16 protein-coding genes and 2 pseudogenes are annotated in these 20,633 nt (G+C 47.2%); 10 read left to right on the top strand and 8 right to left on the bottom strand.

Going from position 1 to position 20,633, the window contains the following annotated elements:
* The first annotated feature begins 14 nt into the window (after positions 1 to 14).
* Positions 15 to 1,289, top strand: a complete 1,275-nt coding sequence (locus GA565_RS11485; RefSeq protein ID WP_084982856.1) for a YeaH/YhbH family protein — start codon at positions 15 to 17, stop codon at positions 1,287 to 1,289.
* A gap of 134 nt (positions 1,290 to 1,423) precedes the next feature.
* Here the strand turns inward: GA565_RS11485 and GA565_RS11480 are convergent, their stop codons facing one another.
* On the bottom strand, positions 1,424 to 2,065 hold the full coding sequence (locus GA565_RS11480) for a TetR/AcrR family transcriptional regulator (protein WP_152198559.1): 642 nt from the start codon (positions 2,063 to 2,065) through the stop codon (positions 1,424 to 1,426).
* 205 nt (positions 2,066 to 2,270) lie between these two features.
* On the opposite strand from GA565_RS11480, the gene GA565_RS11475 reads away from it, so the two are divergent.
* The 4 genes from GA565_RS11475 to GA565_RS11460 all read left to right on the top strand — a co-directional run bounded on the left by GA565_RS11475 (position 2,271) and on the right by GA565_RS11460 (position 6,587).
* On the top strand, positions 2,271 to 3,020 hold the full coding sequence (locus GA565_RS11475; protein WP_152198558.1) for a glucose 1-dehydrogenase: 750 nt from the start codon (positions 2,271 to 2,273) through the stop codon (positions 3,018 to 3,020).
* Positions 3,021 to 3,156: 136 nt separating this feature from the next.
* Positions 3,157 to 4,362: a multidrug effflux MFS transporter gene (locus GA565_RS11470; RefSeq protein WP_193311899.1), complete on the top strand. Its 1,206-nt coding sequence runs from the start codon at positions 3,157 to 3,159 to the stop codon at positions 4,360 to 4,362.
* Positions 4,363 to 4,531: 169 nt separating this feature from the next.
* Positions 4,532 to 5,320, top strand: a complete 789-nt coding sequence (locus GA565_RS11465) for a spermidine synthase (protein ID WP_152198557.1) — start codon at positions 4,532 to 4,534, stop codon at positions 5,318 to 5,320.
* Between the two features lie 241 nt (positions 5,321 to 5,561).
* A complete protein-coding gene (locus GA565_RS11460; protein WP_152198556.1) occupies positions 5,562 to 6,587 on the top strand; it encodes a hypothetical protein in 1,026 nt (341 codons plus the stop codon).
* Positions 6,588 to 6,687: 100 nt separating this feature from the next.
* Here GA565_RS11460 and GA565_RS11455 read toward each other — a convergent pair.
* A pseudogene (locus tag GA565_RS11455) lies at positions 6,688 to 7,077 on the bottom strand (alpha/beta hydrolase); the annotation flags it as partial.
* Between GA565_RS11455 and GA565_RS11450 the strand changes: the two are divergent.
* Together GA565_RS11450 and GA565_RS11445 are read left to right on the top strand one after the other, a co-directional pair.
* Positions 6,999 to 7,430: pseudogene (locus GA565_RS11450) on the top strand (LysR substrate-binding domain-containing protein); the annotation flags it as partial. The pseudogenes GA565_RS11455 and GA565_RS11450 overlap by 79 nt on opposite strands.
* Before the next feature lie 445 nt (positions 7,431 to 7,875).
* Positions 7,876 to 8,208 carry a hypothetical protein gene (locus tag GA565_RS11445; RefSeq protein ID WP_152198555.1) on the top strand — a complete coding sequence of 111 codons (333 nt, stop codon included), beginning with the start codon at positions 7,876 to 7,878 and terminating at the stop codon, positions 8,206 to 8,208.
* Positions 8,209 to 9,844: 1,636 nt separating this feature from the next.
* Here the strand turns inward: GA565_RS11445 and GA565_RS11440 are convergent.
* Positions 9,845 to 10,609, bottom strand: coding sequence for a YdiY family protein (locus tag GA565_RS11440; RefSeq protein WP_055771359.1), 765 nt, complete (start codon positions 10,607 to 10,609; stop codon positions 9,845 to 9,847).
* A 488-nt stretch (positions 10,610 to 11,097) separates the two neighbouring features.
* Here GA565_RS11440 and nadE point away from each other — a divergent pair, with 488 nt between their 5' ends.
* Complete coding sequence (nadE, locus tag GA565_RS11435) at positions 11,098 to 11,922, top strand: ammonia-dependent NAD(+) synthetase (protein ID WP_152198554.1); 825 nt, start codon at positions 11,098 to 11,100, stop codon at positions 11,920 to 11,922.
* Positions 11,923 to 12,073: 151 nt separating this feature from the next.
* Complete coding sequence (locus GA565_RS11430) at positions 12,074 to 13,267, top strand: multidrug effflux MFS transporter (protein WP_152198553.1); 1,194 nt, start codon at positions 12,074 to 12,076, stop codon at positions 13,265 to 13,267.
* Positions 13,268 to 13,323: 56 nt separating this feature from the next.
* Here GA565_RS11430 and dadX read toward each other — a convergent pair whose 3' ends face one another.
* The 3 genes from dadX to ftrA form a co-directional block, all read right to left on the bottom strand.
* Positions 13,324 to 14,397, bottom strand: coding sequence for a catabolic alanine racemase DadX (dadX, locus tag GA565_RS11425; RefSeq protein WP_152198552.1), 1,074 nt, complete (start codon positions 14,395 to 14,397; stop codon positions 13,324 to 13,326).
* 77 nt (positions 14,398 to 14,474) lie between these two features.
* Positions 14,475 to 15,776 carry a D-amino acid dehydrogenase gene (locus GA565_RS11420; RefSeq protein ID WP_152198551.1) on the bottom strand — a complete coding sequence of 434 codons (1,302 nt, stop codon included), beginning with the start codon at positions 15,774 to 15,776 and terminating at the stop codon, positions 14,475 to 14,477.
* Positions 15,777 to 16,201: 425 nt separating this feature from the next.
* The gene (gene ftrA / locus GA565_RS11415) at positions 16,202 to 17,194 is read right to left on the bottom strand and encodes a transcriptional regulator FtrA (protein WP_152201443.1); all 993 of its coding nucleotides are present in this window, start codon (positions 17,192 to 17,194) and stop codon (positions 16,202 to 16,204) included.
* A gap of 90 nt (positions 17,195 to 17,284) precedes the next feature.
* Between ftrA and GA565_RS11410 the strand changes: the two genes are divergently transcribed.
* Complete coding sequence (locus GA565_RS11410) at positions 17,285 to 18,808, top strand: MFS transporter (protein WP_226950952.1); 1,524 nt, start codon at positions 17,285 to 17,287, stop codon at positions 18,806 to 18,808.
* Positions 18,809 to 18,857: 49 nt separating this feature from the next.
* On the opposite strand, the gene GA565_RS11405 is transcribed toward GA565_RS11410, so the two are convergent.
* Positions 18,858 to 19,319, bottom strand: coding sequence for a hypothetical protein (locus GA565_RS11405; protein WP_152198550.1), 462 nt, complete (start codon positions 19,317 to 19,319; stop codon positions 18,858 to 18,860).
* A gap of 13 nt (positions 19,320 to 19,332) precedes the next feature.
* A complete protein-coding gene (locus GA565_RS11400) occupies positions 19,333 to 20,037 on the bottom strand; it encodes a hypothetical protein (protein ID WP_152198549.1) in 705 nt (234 codons plus the stop codon).
* Positions 20,038 to 20,633 lie beyond the last annotated feature (596 nt).

Raw genomic sequence — 20,633 nt, 5'->3', positions numbered from 1 at the left:
TGTTTGGGGGCTATATGACGTACTTTATTGACCGTCGACTGAATGGCAAGAATAAAAGCGCGGTTAACCGCCAGCGCTTTTTACGCCGCTATAAGTCGCAAATAAAACAGTCGATCGCCGAAGCCATCAATAAGCGTTCGGTTACCGACGTTAGCAGCGGGGAGTCAGTTTCGATCCCCAATGCGGATATCAACGAACCCATGTTCCATCAGGGCCGCGGTGGCTTGCGTCACCGCGTTCATCCTGGTAACGACCACTTTATAACCAACGACCGTATCGAGCGCCCTCCCAGTGGCGGCGGTGGCGGCGGTGGCAAAGGCGATGCGAGCCAGGATGGCGAAGGTGAAGACGAATTCTCTTTCCAAATATCCAAAGACGAGTACCTCGACCTGTTATTCGAGGACTTGGCGCTGCCGAATTTGAAGAAAAATCAGTTCAAGCAGCTCACTGAATACAAAACGCATCGCTCCGGTTACACCTCTAATGGTGTGCCGGCCAATATTAGCGTTGTACGTTCTTTGCAAAATTCGCTGGCACGCCGTACGGCGATGTCAGCAGGTAAAAAACGCGCGCTGCGAGAACTCGAATCCAACCTTTCAGAGGTTGAAAACAGTGAGCCTGCACAGCTGCTGGAAGAGGAGCGAATTAAAAAAGAGATAGCCGAACTGCGGCAAAAAATCGCCAAGGTTCCGTTTATTGATACTTTTGACCTGCGATATAAAAACTATGAGCGTCGCCCAGAGCCTTCAAGTCAGGCGGTGATGTTCTGTTTGATGGACGTTTCTGGTTCAATGGATCAGGCAACCAAAGACATGGCCAAACGTTTCTATATTCTGCTCTATCTGTTCCTGAGCCGAACCTATAAAAACGTCGACGTGGTTTATATTCGTCACCATACCCAGGCAAAAGAGGTGGATGAACAGGAGTTCTTCTACTCTCAGGAAACGGGGGGAACCATCGTCTCCAGTGCGCTGAAGCTGATGGATGAAGTGATTCAGGAACGCTATGACCCTGCACAGTGGAACATCTACGCCGCGCAGGCTTCTGACGGAGATAATTGGGCCGATGACTCGCCGCTGTGCCACCAGCTTTTGGCACAGAAAATACTGCCGATGGTACGTTATTACAGCTACATTGAAATAACCCGTCGTGCACATCAGACGCTGTGGCGTGAATATGAAGTTTTGCAGCAGCAATTCTCAAACTTTGCCATGCAACATATTCGCGAGCCGGAGGATATTTACCCAGTATTCCGTGAATTATTCCATAAGCAAACTGCCGATAATTGATAATTAACTAATAAAAACAGCCGGTTGGATTATCTTCCGGCTTTTTTTATCTTTTTAAGTGCTTGTACATCTGACTCCATTCCGAAATCCAGCGCCATGTAGAAACAAAATTCCGGCAATATTAAGGTTTTTATCTATTTTGCAACAGCCTTACCCCTTGCAGGCCATGCACTTATTGCAACATCAATGGCATCGAGCAACTCTTCACGTGTTGTACCATGTTGAGCCTGCAAGGCCATGCCGTGAATGACCACCGTGTAGAAGCTGGCCATTCTTTTAACGACGGAAATATCTGGCAGTTCTCCCTTCTCTACAGCGCGCTCAAAATGACGTTGTAGTAGCGCTTCAAGAGCATTACGTTTGCTTGAAAAGTCGTTGCTCGTTTCCAGCGTTGCACCGACGTTAACCAGGGGAGACTGGGTCATAAAGCATACCCCATCCCGTTCTTTTGAAGTAAATCGCTCAACACAGTCTTTAAGTAAAGTAAGCAATCCCTGTTTTGCGCTACCCGTGGCTAGACACCGTGCCCCGTGCTCCTCAGCCAAACGCGTGTATCGTTCAAAAGCACGTATAAACAGCGATTCTTTGTTGCCGAACGTTGCATACATACTGACTCGGTTAATGCCCATCGCTTCAGTAAGCGCTGTTAGCGATGCAGCCTCAAAACCGCTAGTGGCGAAAACCCCCATTGCAGCGTCTAATGCTTGATTTTCATCAAAAGCTCTAGGGCGTCCGACACGACTCGCCGCGTTTTTTTCCTGAATGACTTTCGGCATAAATACTCTTCAATTGAAAACGTAACTTGACTGTCAGTATATTATGCGCAAATATTTCTTACCGGTCGGTAAGAATCTATCTAAAATCCACAGTGACGTCATCAACTCTCGCTGCGCGGGATTTAGAAAGACAAACCGACCTTGGATAACCAACGCCTACCTCCTTGGCACAATTTGTCGTTAAGCAATAACCGGAGCAATCAGCATGAGCCAAACATTAAGTGAAAAAGTGGCAGTGGTTACAGGGGCCTCCAAAGGTATTGGGGCAGCGATCGCACGAAATCTGGCACTGCATGGGGCTTCAGTTGTGGTGAACTATGCGTCCAGCAAGGCAGGAGCCGAATGGGTCGTCTCTGACATTGTATCCCGAGGTGGCTCGGCTGTTGCCATACAGGGCGACGTTTCTCTGGCAGAAGATGCACAACGGGTAATCGAAGCGGCTATATCGTCTTTTGGACGCTTAGATATATTAGTCAATAATGCCGGTGTTTATGAATTTAATCCGCTGGAAAGCATTTCTGAAGATCATTTTCACCGCGTCTTTAATATCAATGTATTAGCGCCACTCCTGACCATCCAGGCGGCCTCACAACACCTGAAAGAAGGCGGTTCAATTATCAATATTGGTTCCAATATCACCACGATGACTCCACCGTCCTCTACCGTTTATGTGGCAAGCAAGAAAGCTGCCGAAGGGATCACCGCGGTGCTCGCCAAGGAGCTTGGCGCGAGAAAAATTAGAGTTAACACTGTTAGCCCTGGCCCTACGCAGACTGAAGGAACCGCCGCATTTATGTCGGAACCCAATGAAATGACGCGAGCTATGATTGCTCAAACCCCACTGGGCCGGATGGGACTACCTGAAGACATCGCGTCTGCCGTCTCTTTTCTGGCCTCCGATGAAGCCGGCTGGATAACCGGTGAAGTGCTTACTGTAAGCGGTGGTCATAAATAATTCCCCTGCTCCGTGGTATAGATAGGGCCGCTTATTGCGGGGCAATCTTAGCTCGAAGGCCGTCAATGACATCCTTATCAGGCGCGCTCTTAATTCGTCGAAAAAACTCATTAAACACATAACGAGATTGTAAAAAATGCGTTCCAAATCATTCTTTAAAATGGCGATAGTGCTGGGCCTACTGTCGGCTATCGGGCCTTTTGCCATAGACATGTATTTACCCGCACTGCCGTCGATAGGATCGAGTTTACAAGCTGATATCGGCACTGTACAAATGAGTCTGACCTCCTTCTTTCTTGCGTTGGGTGCAGGCCAACTGCTCTATGGCCCGCTCTCCGACATGTTTGGCCGTAAATCCCCCCTTTATGCCGGACTGCTGTTATTCGCCTTAGCCAGTGTAGGGTGTGCATTGGTTAACGATATTCATACGCTGGTCTTACTGCGCTTTATACAGGGGCTGGGTGCTGCCGCAGGAATGGCGATTCCCCGAGCGGTGGTACGCGATTTGCACACCGGTACGGATGCTGCACGACTCATGTCTCTGCTGATGTTAGTGTTTAGCGTGTCTCCGATCCTGGCGCCACTGGTAGGAAGTGCGGTTATCACTTTTGCAGGATGGCGCGGCGTATTCTGGGCAGTCACCTTTGCGGCGATTATCGGTCTGATTATGATGGCGAAACTGCTCAATGAAACACGGCCGAAATCTGATCGAAGCAAGAGCAGTCTCACCAGCGCCCTGTCCGCTTATAAATTGCTGCTGCTCGACCGCCATTTTTTGCTGCTGGTATTCATTGGTAGCTTTAGCATGGCGGGATTCTTTACCTATTTGGCAAACTCGTCGTTCGTGATGATTAGCCATTATGGGCTTTCACCCACGGTTTACAGCATAAGCTTTGGCATCAACGCTGCCTCTTTCATCGCCAGTGCGCAGTTCACCGCGACGCTGGGTAAACGCTTTGGTATGGTGAAATTAGTCAAAGGTGCAGTGATTGGTTGCGCAATGGCAACGCTCACGATGTTTGCCTACTTTGCTGCCGGCGGTGATAACATCTGGATGTTAATCTTGCTCTATTTCGTGGCCTCGGCTTTCATGGGATTGATCATACCTACTACCAGCGTACTAGCGCTCGACCAGCACGGTGAAAATGCAGGCACCGCATCAGCATTAATGGGTACGCTGCAAATGTTGACCGGTGCCGCAATGGTTGCCGTAGTAGGCATTTTTACCAACGGACGCCCATTACCGATGGTGTCAGGAATGGCTGCTGGGGCTGTTATTGCGCTCTTGCTTGTCACGAGAGACCTCACGCCAAAATACAACACTGAGCAAAATGTAAAGTAGACTCAACACTGCGCCTATAGGTCTTGAACATTCCGCGGGGTCCCAGAGAAAAAAATTCTGACCTGATGCGACAGTGGCAAACAGGTTTCAAACAAAAGAACAGTGCCCGCTGAGATCTTCATCGGGTATAATCACCCTTTGAAAAATGTGGCAACATTGAGTATTTGACATGGCATTAATTGGCGACCTATTGAAAGGTCAGACACTTATTCCTAAAGGGGATATCGTTTTACAAGTCACTGATGAGTATGGCGACATTGTTGTCGCTGACTCTGGAGACTACCGGATCCTGCGTTTTGAAGGGATCAATGAGCAGAGCAAAATGCTCAAAAGCGATATTAACTTACCGGTTCATAACTATATAAAAGCCATGTTGATGGCCGTAGGTTTTACCACTGCGCATAACGTACTGATTTTGGGGCTTGGGGGCGGAGCACTCGTACGCACACTGCACGCTATTGATGATACATTGACCCTTGATGTCGTTGAGTTAAGAGCAGGTGTTCTTTCCATCGCCCAAGAATGTTTTTCATTACCCGTGTCAGACAAAATCTCTTATTACATCGACGATGCTGAAAGCTACCTGCGTAAAACCAACACGCCTCATTATGACCTTATTTTCTCAGACCTGTACTCCGCCTTTGCTATGGATCCCATTCAAGGAACAGAATATTTTTTAAGCACATGCCTAAAAAAAATGCGCGATCATAGTTGGCTGGTATTGAACTATCACGAGATCCCCCGAGCCGAAAGCCCAATGGTTTATGCATTGCATCAGTTATTTGATGAGGTTCTCTACTGCCGCGTGCCAAGTGGCAACGTCATCATATTTGCGGCCAAAACATCGCATCACTACACGACAACCGAAAGAAGAAATCAGGCCAAACAGCTGCTGGCAAAATTGGGCAGCGGTCTAGAGTATCTGTCGAAAAAAATCATTCCTCTTAGCTCTTCTTAAGTCGTTGATGCTCTATTGATATAACGTGACTCATGCCGAGAGTAGCGCATTGATTATTTGTTAAAAATAAAATAATGAGTTAATTACGGGTTACATATCATACAGGCATCAGATATATTTCAACTCCCGTCATGTACATTCTTCACTTCATTAAAAAATTGCTCTTTGTGCGGGGGGGGGGGTATTTTTAATCTATTCCTTATCTTGAGATTAATTGAATTACTTCGAGGATCTTACATAAATGTTAAATTCAATCCTAACTAAGTACACAGCGTTAACTTCCGGACACATCCCTGCTGCGCTTGATACCTGTAATAAAAGGGTGAATTTTCTTGCTGAAAAAATAGTATCGATTTCTAATATAAATACGGCACTAACAATATGGGAACCTAATCACAATCATAATGAAAGAGAAATAGGAGCCCCTGTTGATTATGATCACTTCGACTATTTAAAAGCCATAAAAATTGCCACCCCCATAATTATAGGTGCATTATTATTTTACCAATATATACGGTCAACTGCGTCCAAGATTAGCTATGATAAGGAATTACTTGAAGCACACCTTAATGGGGCTCGCATCCATGAACCTAAACGTGAAGACGCTACTTTCTCGGCTATGTATAATTTCTTCAAAACACAACCGCGTATGAGCAGCAGAAATGTGAAACGTAATCTTAAAGAATTGATAAAGTATTTAGAAGGTTATATCGTAAAAGACCCTGCGTCTGTGATGAAAGCAAAGCAAACCTTGGGGGTTATTCTCTTATCCGGCGACCATGCTCCTATTTCAAATTTCCCTCCTTTATTGAATTATCAATCGCTGTTGTACAAGAAAATACCCATGACAGGTAAAATGTTTGTCGCACAAGTTTGGCATTTCATTAAAGGTTATACTCCCGATGGTGCAGATGGGGAGAACGAAGCCGTCATAAATGAAAGAGAAAATTGTCGAGTTGCTTTTGTTAGCGCTTTAGCACATGGAATAGAATTTGAAAATCGAATTTGTGATTATGGAATTTGTCAGCACATTGTAACAGGGGTACTTCAAGGACGATTGCACGGCATTGATATTGATATCGAAGGCGTCAATATCGCTCAGTTGCTCACCTTCTTCCTGCAAAGAAATGAGGTAAAAGCTATAACAACAAAAGCAGGTTTGATGATAGAAGCAAAAACATTGCTTTCATCTATGAACAATCTCAGCATTGAAAATAAACAGTTTTTTATGAGCGGTATTGAAGACTATGCCAACATTACCTATTAAAATTCATCTTTTTTTGACGTTATTCAGCATGCTCTTGGCATAGAACAGCCGGTTATAATCACCTTCCGGCTGTTCTTTTATGCTTATCAAAAACGCAAATCTACTCTTCTTTTATCACCGGCAGTGCATCTTCAAGGAATCTCACGGCGTTACGTAAAGCCTGATCTGCCTCAGGAAGCAGCCCAGCAAACAGATGCCAGACGTGGAACATACCAGGCCATATTTCGAGTGAGGTTCTGACTCGATTATCGCCCAAATGACACGCCAGTCGCGTTGCCCCACTGAGCATGATCTCATTTTCGCCAATTTGTATCAGCGTGGGTGCCAGGCCTCTGACATCGGCAAAAATGGGTGAGGCATCGGGATGTGTCGGCAGCTCGCCGTCTAAAAAAGTACGCGCAAGTCGGTTTAGGAATTCGACGCTGCACAGAGGATCCAGTCCATCTCTTACCGAGGCAGACTCTCCTGCGTGTGTTAGGTCAGCCCAAGGATATTTCAGATTTGGCTACCCACCCTAGACTTATATATGGGTTACACGCTGGCTCGGGAGTCTGGCAAATGACAAAGAGTGACGGAATCATTGTTTCTGTTGATGGCAACCGGCGTCTCCGTTTTGACAGTGGCGAAGCGATTAAAGATGCGGCGGTTGAAGGGATGGGTATTGCGTTTGTGCCTTCATTTTTGGCTGAAAGTGATGTGTTGGCAAAGCGTCTTGTAAAGGTATTACCTGAGTATCAAGGTAATGAAATACCTATCCATGCTATTTACCCCAATAGAAAACATCTTGCCGCTAAAGTTCGACTATTCATCGACATGTTAGTGTTGAATCTTCAGGGCCGCTGATTCTGTGGGCCAACGGGTGCCAGATACCGAATCAATGTGGGATTAAGTTCGAAAAATAAGTAGAAAACATAATAGTTGCTTTATCCCTCTCTCAGGTTTGTGGCCACCGAATGTGTCAGCCAGTTGCTAAGAGTTAGTGGCGAAAAAAGGAAATTATCAATCTAAAACAATAGGTTAACTCAATTAATGTTTTCTAAAATCATTAATCACTCCTTTTAATGCTCTCAGATTATCCCTAAACAGAAGCATTAACAAAATTATCGATACTTTGTCATAAACTAAGCGTAGTCTATCTCCACTCTGTTGAATAAATTTCAATAAATTCTCAATGACGCTATTGTTTGGCGTCATTGTTGTTTGTGGGTAAAAACATCAAACCTTAAGGTTTAACTCAGGGATAGAGGGGGGAAATACTTTATTACACAGCACTAGCGTGGTATCTATAATGAACGTTGATGAAATATCAGAACAAAATGTTTGTCCCTTTTGCAATAGCGATTTAGCTGAAAACTCTCACCGTTGCATAAAATGCGGCGCTGAAAAAGTTCAAGGGCATATTAATAGCAGAGAAAGAAGAAAAATAAATATTATTCGTTCGGTTCTTATCTTGGTGTTAGGAATTTATTTTTATTATTTCTATCCACTTTCGGGAAGTTTTTTATTCGCAGCCTCGCTGGTGATTGTTTCATTTCTATTATCGATGTTTGTTCCATATTACATATTCAGACTAAAAAACAAGCAAAATGTCATATGGAAAAGAAAAAACATTCCATTGTGATTCGCACCTAATTACCCCCGATAAGGCTAAGATTTTTGCACTTTATCGGGGGATCTCAAGATGCTCCGCCCCATCAACATCCTCCTCATTTCGCATTAAAAAGCCGCTTTACCCGGCTGAAGGCAAAAGGATCCCTGCGATATTGCATAGTTTAATCATTCTTAAGGGTTTTTTCAGTTAAGCATTTGCTATCCTACGGAACATTGTTCTAAACTATTGACACATCTTATGATTCAGCAACATAGCTGTACAACAGTTCAACAATTACCCTATGCGACCGCATGGGATATTTTATCAATGTAAACATACTACTACATAGCGGTATCATGCATGATTAAGAAACTGAAATCAGAAATCAACGTTTGTTCGATTTGTAACACCGAAATGCCCGCAGAGATTACGCATTGTCCTAACTGCAAAGCCGATATGATCAAGGGCTATATTGACACGTCTGCTAGACAACGCCGGCGATGGAGCATCATATTTCTTCTCATCGTTTGTTCGTTAAGTTTTTATAATTTGTACCCCACTTCTCCCAAACCTACGTTGTTGATAATCATATTTGCCGTTGCTCTAGCGCTTTCAATTGCTCTGCCCTATATCTATTTCAGGGCAAAGAATAAAAATAAAGTGATCTGGAAGAGAAAAAGGCTGTAAAAGACAGTGCGAATTAGCGTGGTGATAGAGCTTAGGATTAGCAGAGTTCTGAGAGGAGAAAGTCCTGCTGGTGCGCTATAGAGGATTAAAGTTTGTTACTGTCATAATCTTCAGCTAAGCAAGCAGGACTTTTTTAGAGCGGTTATCAATGCAAATGCGCCTTTATCTATGCTGTATTTATAATCAAACAACAGCATACACCCCTGCCGCAGCCAACGACATCCAAAACAGCGTACACAAGCCGAAGATCCCTATCCAAACCTTTTCGTTGTAAGTCAGCATGATTTCAACCTCATTTATTATTTGTTAAATAAATGTTGTCATAAGATCGTAGGCAAAATAGTGATGAAAATCCCATACCTTCAAATAGATGTCTTTGATGCGGGTTTAATTTAATAAATAGTGACCTGAATCTCATATTTTCACACAACTTAAACAGTCATTACTCATATTAATGACTTATTTGAAAGCGTACTTTTCATAAAATTTCTGGGCTGATTGCACAAAAAAAGTGCATTATTAGGCTGATTTCACCAGTAGATTAGTTTATATACTCAACCGATACTTATGTATTATTAATGACAATGTATGATCAAAGACATACGTACCGCTGATGAACAATCATCGAAATGCATAATAATATGCTAGCCACAATAACCTTAATAAAAGAAGGGTTAAATCCTTTGGTGACGAAAGTTACAGGCTGGGAAAGGCCAATCTCAATGTCACACATTAACAATATTATCAATGCCTTATAATTTTAATAATCTGAACCCACCCTCATTCCCACTCTAAAATTGGATATTTTTCGCACCAATACAAACTGTATGTTTTTTATCCATCAATCAATCTCATCGGCTTTTCCAATAATACTGCTAGCAGTAACGTACTCAAATGGGGCAGTTACTGACCGTTTCTAGATATAAAAAAAGCCGGCAATCATGCCGACTTTTCAATCAAACGCATTAACTCTGGAGGATTACAGACCGTATACCAGGTTAATTGAAGTAACGGTATCGGTTTTATCCGGCGCACTTGAAGGTGGCTTGGTGTTATAAGTAATATCGTAAGCCAGTTTAAGTGAGAAACTCTTGTTAATAGCGACTGAAAGCGCGGTTTCAGAGTTAACAGTTGTATCATCATTAGCCAATACGGACACACCTTCACTGAATTTAGCCGTATCGCTAATCTGGTATGAATAAGTACCGGAAGCATAAGCGATAGCTTTAGTGGCATTACCGCCCTGCTGATATTCATCGTGACGAACGCCTGGACCGGCTTCGAGGTTCAGCGTGTGAACAGGGCCATTCCAGATCTGACGACCATAACCCAAGGTTGCGGTATCACGCGCGTGGTAACCGTTGAAGCGGTCAGTCAACCAATTAGCCTGTCCGAAAAGGTAGTTAACGTCTGACAGGTTGTAACGCGTACGTGCACCCGCCTGATATTTTTCTGAAGAACGTACACCAGAAGAAGAGGTGTTAACCGCAGAGCCCCAGATACTGTAGGCAGTATTTGGCTGAAACCACGTCATAGTGGTGTTAGCATTAAGATTATTGTTACTTGTATTGCCGGTTTGCGCGCTGTAACCCGCCTGCACGTTACCGTCGAAGTCTTTCTTCGCAGTAGCTGGGTTATCTAGCGCGGTGAATACATCGGTATCGGCAAGACTTGAAACACTAAACAGCGCCGCACCACACACGAGCGCGCAAGCTGGTAAACGACGAACAACCCGATAAAACATTTTGAAATCCCCAATAGATTTAAGGCAAAAACACGACTCGAAGCCAACGATATAATAATACCCGAGGTGGCACTCTTCTAATTGATTCAGAAGATTACAACTGTGGTATTTTGCATAATTCACAGTCCATAAATATACAACACCAGACCATTAATATCCTTCCGATGGCTGGTTTTTTAGAGCATTCTTAGGTTTATATATTTCCTGAAATATAAATATACAAAAACATTACGCTTTGACTCATTGATTTCTGACCTTCAATTATGTCGGAAATATAAACGTTTTGCCCTGTCCAACCTATAGACCTGCACCCAAATGCCTGTTCCTGTCGTACGCACACCGGTATCGAAAAAGCTGTGTGTGCATAATTTCCTACCAACCCGCCTCGAACCTTGTCCTTTTCTCCGGAGCAGGTTAGCTTTAGACTAACTGTCTTAATAAAGAATTCTTTGCCGCGATTTTCGCTGGCAGCCTCAGGAGGAATGGTCATGGCACTTCAGCAAGAGATTATCCAGGCTCTGCACGTTAAACCACAAATCAATGCCGAGCAGGAAGTTCGCATCAGCGTCGATTTCCTAAAAAGTTACCTGCGCGCCCACCCATTCATTAAATCGTTGGTACTTGGCATAAGCGGCGGGCAGGATTCTACTCTTACCGGCAAACTTTGCCAAACGGCAATTAACGAATTGCGCAAAGAATCGCCAGATGCAGGTTACCAGTTTATCGCCGTACGCCTGCCTTATGGTGTGCAGGCCGATGAGTCAGACTGTCTTGATGCAATTGAATTTATTAAGCCAAACAATGTGTTAACGGTTAATATTAAAAACTCCGTACTGGCCAGCGAAGCAACGTTACGCGATATCGGCATCGAGTTGAGCGACTTTATTAAAGGTAACGAAAAAGCACGTGAACGCATGAAAGCCCAGTACAGCATTGCGGGAATGAAAGCGGGACTGGTCGTTGGCACCGATCACGCGGCTGAGGCGGTGACCGGATTCTTCACCAAATACGGTGATGGCGGCACTGACATTAACCCCATTTTTCGCCTGAACAAACGCCAGGGGAAAGCCTTGCTCAAACACCTTGGCTGCCCTGAGCATCTTTATACCAAAGCGCCGACCGCAGACCTTGAAGATAACCGCCCTGCCTTGCCTGACGAAGCGGCTCTTGGCGTCACCTATGAGCTAATTGACGACTATCTGGAAGGTAAAACGGTTGAATCGCAGTATGCGAAAATCATTGAAAACTGGTATCTGCGCACTGAGCATAAACGCCAGCCGCCGGTGACCGTGTTTGATGATTTTTGGAAGTAAATCCTGACTGATATGGGACATCTTGCGAGATGTCCCGCAAATGCTGCCTGTTTCTCCGTTTTATTCTCTCTTTCACTCAGGCTTCACTTTTCATTTCGCCGCTAAATCATTACTCTTGCTCCTCTTTTTAGAATGGATTCGCCGCAACGCTATGCAAAAATTCCTCTTTTTATTACTCACTCTGGTTTTGCTCGGTCCCTTGGGCATCGACCTCTATCTTCCTGCGATTCCGGCGATTGCCCTAGGTTTGAACAGCAGCGAGAGCGTGATCCAGTCTTCTATCTCGCTGTTTATATTGGTGCTGGGGCTAGGACAGCTGATTGCTGGCCCGCTGGTTGACAGATATGGCCGCCGCCCCATGGCGATTGCCGGCATCCTTCTATACGTTGTCGGGGTCACGATTGCGGCGACGTCGATTAATGCTGCCATGTTTATGGGGTCGCGCGTGGTGCAAAGCCTGGGCGTTTGCTGTACTTCTGTGGTGCTTTTCAGCAGCGTACGCGACCGACTTTCCGGCGATGACGCCGCACGGGCATACGGCTTTTTAAACGGCACGTTAAATATTGTACCCGCCCTTGCCCCGCTGATGGGTGGCCTGATTGCTCAATACTACGGCTGGCGTGCCCCTTTTTGGGCGCTGTTAGGCTATACGCTGGTTGTCATGGTCTTAGTGTTGGCATTTTTACCCGAGACACGTCCGGCGAATACCAAAGCGGTGGGCAGCCTGCCGCTGCGCCAATATTGGCGCATTTTGCGTGACGGCAATTTTATCGCCTTTGCTCTGGTCAACGCCGGTGCGATGGGTATGGCGTTAACCTATGTTTCTCTCGCACCCACAGTATTGATGAGCACAGGTGGCCTTTCGCCACTCGAGTTTTCACTGGTGTTTGGTGCCAATGGCTTCTGGATAATGCTGATGAGCTATATTGCTAACCGCATCATCCGTAAGGTGGGTCGCCCGATTTGCCTGGCTACTGGCGCCGTATTGATGCTGATAGGCGGCGCAGCACTGTTTGCTGGCCTTGCACTGTTGCCTGTAGCAACCCAGCTTGAAACCTGGGTGTATATGCTGCCCGTTGCCAGCGCCTGTGCAGGCTTGGCCTTTGTCATTGGGCCAGCCACCAGCTATGCGCTTGAGCCATACTCCAGTGAAGCGGGTATCGCTTCAGCGTTGGTCGGATTTGTACAGATGGCCGGAGGAGCGGCTCTGGGACTGGTAGCGATGGCATTACCTCTGCCGCCAAAGGCCAGTCTGGCAATAGTCATGTTGACCGCATTTGTCATGGCCTGGACGGCAAAGCGTCGCAGCAAAACGGTCAAAAGCATAATATCTAAACTGAGTTAAAAACCTAAATAAAAAGCGGGCGCCGATGGGTGCCCGCTTTTTATTCGACAAGAAAACTACAGCTTCACATTCACCGGCACTCTCGGGGCCAATGCACTCATTAGCTCATATCCCAAAGTACCTGCCGAGGCGGCAACCTCATCAATCGGTAGTTGGTTGCCCCAAAGTTCAACCTGAGAGCCAATCTGCGCCTCAGGGCACGGCGTTAAATCAACCATAATCATGTCCATTGATACAGTCCCTAAAGTGCGGGTCTTAACCCCGCCCACCATTACCGGTGTTCCACTTGGGGCATGGCGCGGGTAGCCGTCCGCGTATCCGCAGGCCACCACGCCGATGCGCTGATGACCTTCGGCGCGATAACGACCACTGTAACCGACACGGTCGCCAGGAGATAAATTTTGCACGGCTATAATTTCACTGTTCAACTGCATCACTGGCAACAGCCCGGTATCCGCGATGTCTTCAACTCTGCCGCTCGGCGAAGCGCCATAAAGGATGATGCCTGGGCGCACCCAGTCATGATGCGTCGTTGGATGCCAAAGCGTCGCCGCCGAATTGGCCAGCGAGCGCGGCCCAGGCAACGCTTGGGTGCCCTGCTCGAATTTATCCACCTGCCATTTAACACCCTCTTCGCTGTCAGCACTGGCGAAATGGCTCATTAGCGTGATTTGCCCTACCTGCGGCATGGCATTCAACTGGTGCCATATTTCACTGACCTCCGAGGGCGCAAACCCCAGGCGATTCATACCGCTGTTCACTTTCAGATAAATATCCAGCGGTGCCGCTACGTGCAACGTGGCCAGTGCCGCTAATTGCCAACGGCTGTGCACGGCAGTGGTCAAGCGATAATAACTCACTTCACTCAGGTCGCTCGCGCTAAAAAAACCTTCCAACAACAGGATAGGCCCCTGCCAACCGGACTCTCGAAGCAGAATAGCTTCATTAAAATCAAGTAAAGCAAAACCGTCGCTACTGCGCAGGCTTTGCCAAATTCGAGAAATACCGTGCCCGTAGGCATTAGCTTTTACCACCGACCATATTTTACTATGGGCAGAACGGTGGCGAACAACCTGCAGATTGTTTTGCAAAGCAGGCATCGACAGGGTGGCAGAAATCGGGCGTGGCATGAAAACTCCTGAATAACTCTTCCTTAACTGAACATCTAAAACGACGCATTAATAGCCTATCTTCCCCCAAAAGCCCCTTAACCTATCGGATGCATTTTATGGTGGGTGTCAGAGGGTGCGACAAACCCGGCACTGTAGCGCGCAACGCCTAGATCCTCAGAAGGGATAGCTGGCGTCACGCCGGACATGATGTCCGCGAGCAGCTGCCCTGAACCGCAGGCCATCGTCCAGCCGAGTGTGCCGTGACCGGTATTCAGATACAGATTTTTCAGAGATGTTTTACCCACGATAGGCGTACCGTCTGGTGTCATTGGACGCAGCCCGGTCCAGAACGTCGCGTCTTCTACTCTTCCACCGTTCGGGTACAAATCTTTAACCACCATTTCCAGCGTTTCACGGCGTGCCTTGGCAAGTTGGGTATTAAAGCCAACAATTTCGGCCATACCCCCCACGCGAATACGCTGATCGAAACGGGTAATCGCAATTTTATAGGTTTCATCCAGCACGGTTGAAAACGGTGCGGCGGCTTCGTCAGTAATCGGGATCGTTAACGAATAGCCTTTAAGCGGATAAACCGGAATAGAGACCAAATCTGCCAACAGCGCCGTTGAATAAGAGCCAAAAGCCACCACATAGGCGTCGGCTTTCACAATTTCTGTACCACACAGCACGCCGGAAATCTGGCCATTATCCACCAGCAAGCGATCCACGCTTTTATTGAACTCAAAGGTAACGCCCGCCTGCCGCGCCATCTCTGCCAGTTGGCGAGTAAACAGCTGGCAGTCACCGGTTTCGTCATTAGGTAAACGCAGGCCGCCGGTCAGTTTATGTGCAACCTGCGCCAATGCGGGTTCAGCGCTGGCAAGCTGATGCGATTCAAGCAGTTGATAAGGCACTCCAGCTTCTTCGAGCACGGCGATATCCTTCGCCGCGCTGGCAAACTGTTGTTCGGTACGGAATAACTGGAGCGTGCCGCCCTGACGGCCTTCATACTGAATACCGGTGTCTTCACGCAGCGCTTTCAAACAGTCGCGGCTGTACTCTGCCAAACGTACCATACGGCTTTTATTGGTTTGATAATGGCGCATGTCGCAGTTGCGCAGCATTTGCCACATCCACTTCAACTGATTACTGGTGCCGTCGAGGCGTATAGCCAAGGGAGCGTGACGTTGAAACATCCATTTAATGGCCTTCAATGGAACGCCGGGAGCAGCCCAGGGCGCCGCATAGCCCGGTGAAATCTGACCCGCGTTTCCCGCACTGGTTTCCTCAGCTGGACCGGCCTGACGGTCAATAACCGTGACCTCATGTCCGGCCTTGGCCAGATACCACGCACTGGCGACACCTACTACACCACTGCCTAAAATCACCACTCGCATACTCGACTCCAGTTTGACGCCCTATAAAGCATAATATTCTGACGCAGAAATTAACCTGTTAGCTGTAATCCACCAACACTCGCTGCCAAAATTGTGAAGAATTTCACAAACATTTATCGGATAAACTGAATAACTTTGCAATACCTGCGATTAAATAACGATATAACGCAACATTTTCTGCTATCCGGAGGTAATCTTCGGCATTTTGATAGCAATGACAGCATTGCTATCACTGGGCATTGAACAAATTGAAGCAAACTTCATAGCAGAATTAAAAACTAGTTTAAAGCAGTTAATTTAGAATATTATACTAAAAAAATCCCACTCACTGGCATTCTCTATTCAAGCTACCTTTTACGCCCAACGGGCAACAGCCGATATTTATAAAGCTGTTTTTTTTGAAAAAAGATAATGTGCGCCTGCATTCAGGCCTGCCTGCGGTATTCGGACGGCGTTATGCCTAAACGACGGCGGAAATGATGGCGTAAAGTTTCAGCGGAACCGAAGCCGGATTGCTCGGCAATAAGCTCAATGCTTAACGTTTCACTCTCGAGCAGTCGGCAGGCATTTTGCAATCGAATACTCAGCATCCACTCTCCTGGACTGGTGCCGGTTGATTCCTGAAAACGACGTAAAAATGTGCGCCTGCTCATACCCGACTCGGCCGCAAGCTGAGCGATTGCCAGAGGCTTGTCCAATCGGGCGCGCAGACGGTCGAGCAGAGGTGAAAGACTTTTGCCCTGACGCGCGGTAACCGGCATGGCAAGGTACTGCGCCTGCCCGCCCTCACGATGTGTAGGGGTAACCATTCTTCGCGCCGCCCGATTCGCAACCGTTGCGCCAAAGTCGCGCCGAATCAGGTGCAGGCATAAATCAACGCCCGCCGCCCCACCGGAAGAAGTGATAACACTGCCCTCATCCACATAAATTACGCCGTGCATCACCTGGATTTTTGGATAACGCTGGGCCAGCGCATCAGTACTGTTCCAATGCGCGGTGGCACGTTTTCCATCAAGCAAGCCCGCCGCCGCCAGAACAAAACTTCCGGCGCAAATCGACACAATACGGGTGCCGTTGGCGTGTGCCTGCTGCAAAGCATCAATCAGACCGGGCGAAGGCGGTGCATCAATACTGCGCCAGCCTGGAATAACTATCGTGCCAGCGCCCTCGAGCAGTTCAAGACCTCCGTCGACCACCAGCCGTATTCCGCCCTGAGCGCTGAAAACCCCCGTTTCAACCGAGGCTACGACCATGTCATAAAGCGGTTCGCCGGTAGCTTCATCGGCGCGCCCAAAGGCCTCGACGGCAGTACCAAACTCGAAGGTGCACAGGCATTCATAAGCGAGCAGCACCAAACGCCGGTTTAGCGGCGGTGAAACTGCGGGGGGTGAGGTAGAGCGCGTTAGCGTATTTGGCATAATATTGACGATATATGGCATTGGTGCATATTTCCAGTGCGGCGCCTTTCTTTCATGCTGGCAGCTTCTAAAGTTTCATAGGACTTTCTTATGGCCATTCCTTCAATGATTCAAAATAGGCTGGCGCTCACCGCCGTTTGTCTGGCCGCTCTGATGTCGGGGCTGGAAATCTCCAGCGTTCCGGTCATTCTTCCGGTGCTGGAAAAACAGATAGGTGCCAACTTTACGCAACTGCAGTGGGTAATGAATGCTTATACCCTGGCCTGCACCACCGTGCTGATGGCAACAGGCACGCTAGCCGACAGGTTTGGCCGCAGACGTTTATTTATCATCAGTATCATTGCCTTCGGCCTGACGTCGCTGCTGTGCGGGATATCTACCACTGCGCCGATGATGATCGTGGGGCGCTTTTTGCAGGGAATTAGCGGCGGAGCAATGCTTATCTGCCTGATTGCAATTTTGTCGTCGCAGTTCGCGCCGGGTAAAGCTCGCAACCGCGCCTTCACCGCATGGGGAGTGGTCTTCGGCTTTGGACTGGGATTTGGCCCACTGATTGGTGGCGTCATTGTGACACTAGCCAGCTGGCAGTGGGTCTTTTTAGTCCACGTTTTCATTGCGATCATCACGCTTATTCTGGCGGCAAAGAATGTTGTCGAATCACGTGACCCACAGGCTCACGCCTTAGACATCGGCGGCATGGTGACTCTCTCATTAACCGTATTAGCCATCACCTTCTATATCACTCAGGGCGGTGAGATAGGCTACGTCAGTACTCTGGCGTTGGGGATCCTGTCTTTTGCGGCAGTCTGCGCCACACTTTTTATTTTCATCGAACGCCGCCATGCGCATCCCATGTTTGATTTTTCAGTGTTTCGCAATCGCCCCTTCCTCGGCGCGCTGCTTGGCTCCGCCGGGATGAATTTTAGCTTTTGGCCGCTGATGATTTATCTGCCCCTGTATTATCAGAGCGCGGTAGGGACTGACATCATTGCCTCCGGCCTTTCATTGCTGGCTTACACCCTGCCGACTCTGCTGATGCCACCGCTGGCCGCACGGTGGGTGAACAAGTTCGGCGCCGCCAAAATCATTCCTCTGGGATTGCTGGGCATTGGCGGCGGTTTTTTGCTGATGAGGTACGGTATCAATCACTCTGTTGGCATACTGCCAGGTGCATTAATGGCGGGCATCGCGCTGGGCCTCACCAATACTCCGGTCACTCACACGACGACTGGCTCCCTGCCCGCGAGCCGCGCGGGAATGGCTTCGGGGATGGACATGAGTGCGCGACTTATCACCCTAGCGATTAATATTGCATTAATGGGCACAATATTGGTTACAGGCATTCGCAATCGTTTAATGGCTCACTTTCCTTCGGTGCCAGACGCTCACTATTGGCAATCCATAGCCGAAGGCATTGCGGCGGGAAAGAATTTACCGCCCGAAATAGCGACGCTGGCACACTCAACGACACTGGCCGCTGAAGCACTGAATGCCGGATTTAGCGACGTTATGCTCTATGGAGCGTTGGGCGTTGGCCTATTGGCGCTGGCAAGCCATTGGGTATTCAATGATCAACAAAAGGAGCCGAGCTGTGCCATCTCGACTGAACGATAAGAAATTCTTATACGCAAAGCCGTGTAATCCACTTAAATAATACCCCCCCTCAACCGCCGCGCTTTGGGTCCGCCTGAAGCGTAAAATATTGGCGTAGGCCCAGAGGACGCGACACACCGCGTGGATCACTGACCAGGGGCAAGCGTAGCGACGGCTGTGCGAGCGGCCGTAGACGCCAAAGCGTATCGCCGATAAAGCGAAAATGCACGTCGTCGCCCCTCAATTCAATCTCGCGTAAGTCGCCGGTAGACATCGCCGCGCCGAGCGTCGCTTTATCAAGCACAGAGAAATTTTTGTCGCACAGCAGCAGCGTTAAAAACTCCTCATCGGGGATATCGTCTGTAATAAACAGCAAATAGCCTGTTTCAAGCGCCACGGCTTTTTCGAGCACTTTGCCCTCAATAACCCTGCCGGTTGGCGCATCATTGAACAAAATCTCGCTTTTGGCGGGCGTAAACTCAGTGTCTTCATTAATAACTTTTAACGTTATGGCATCGGTAAAATTCATCATTTCTCCCCACCTACTACCAGGCAAGACTCATGCCCATTGACGCCAGAGCGCCGCCGACAAATGCCCCAATGGTCACACAAACCGGCGCACCCGGACCGCACATTAAGCCAGCCACGGCTCCGCCGGCCATTCCTCCAACAATGCCACTGCCGGTCACCGCAGCTTCCTGTTTGACTGCAGCAACTTTATCGTCGGAGGTAGTAATTACATACACAGAAACGGCGAGAGACAGTATGAGCAACCCCTTACCCGCCCGAGAATAGTAAAGCATTTTGGCATTAACGCGCGGATTGGACTTCCCCGCTGACTTAACAATATCGCCATAAATCTTGTTTTTTTGCAGTTCGCTCAGGTTATCGAAAATCGCCGATTCACCAAAACTTTGGCGTGTTTTGTTGGCAATGAGCGCATTAAGCGTTTTACCCTCGCGCTTGAGTTGCTGCGCCATGGCCCGCCCTAACGGCGTGCTGCGTCCGCGGATCATCTCCATTATCGCGTTGCGCATCTCCTGCGCTTCTGCCGCCGCTTGCTCCCAGCTGATCAATCCACGTGTCGCCTTCGCGCTGAGTTCATTTGAGGCCGCCTTAACCAGTTTAGAGTATTCGAGGCGTAATCTGGAATCGATGGTGAGGTAAGTTCCGCCATTGGCTAATTCACCCTGTAAACCGTCGAGTGTGGCCTGACAAATTTTTCTATAGTCCTCTTCTGTCGTATCCATATCTTTCTCCGATAGCTAACCTAATGACAACACAATAGGATTAGTATTACCTAAATACTTATTTGAAATTCACTCATTGTGCAAATGAATTAAACTCACGCAGATAAAAATATTTACAAATCAGTTCCCCACCCGACGCAACACCCTTATTTATGCGCATAAATAATTATTACAAAAGTAACAACATCCATTTATACGTATAAATAGGTAAATTCACCCTCAGTTATGGATAAATTAATCCTTATTGCACGTCATAAGAAAAGTTAATAAATTCGACGACTAAACTTAGTAACAAGAAGAAACTATCCACTCATGAAATCAAAATAAATAAATAAAAAATTTATTCCAAACCCTTAAAAAAAGCACAAAAGCAACCACACAAGATCAAACATCATAAAAATAATTTAAATTCACAACCTGTTAATTAAATAAAAAACAATCCTAAAATTTAATCAATTTAATTAATTAAAATCAATGGTTTACATAGAATGTTGTCTTGGGTTTTTATTTAAAAAACCTGCTTGTATCTTGTAATAAAAATAATACATAAGAAGAATAGTAACCTTTAGGACAATTCCTATCTTGATCAAATTATG

Source organism: Rouxiella sp. S1S-2 (assembly GCF_009208105.1).
Taxonomy (GTDB): Bacteria; Pseudomonadota; Gammaproteobacteria; order Enterobacterales; family Enterobacteriaceae; genus Rouxiella.
This window is presented reverse-complemented; position numbering and strand designations above follow the sequence as displayed.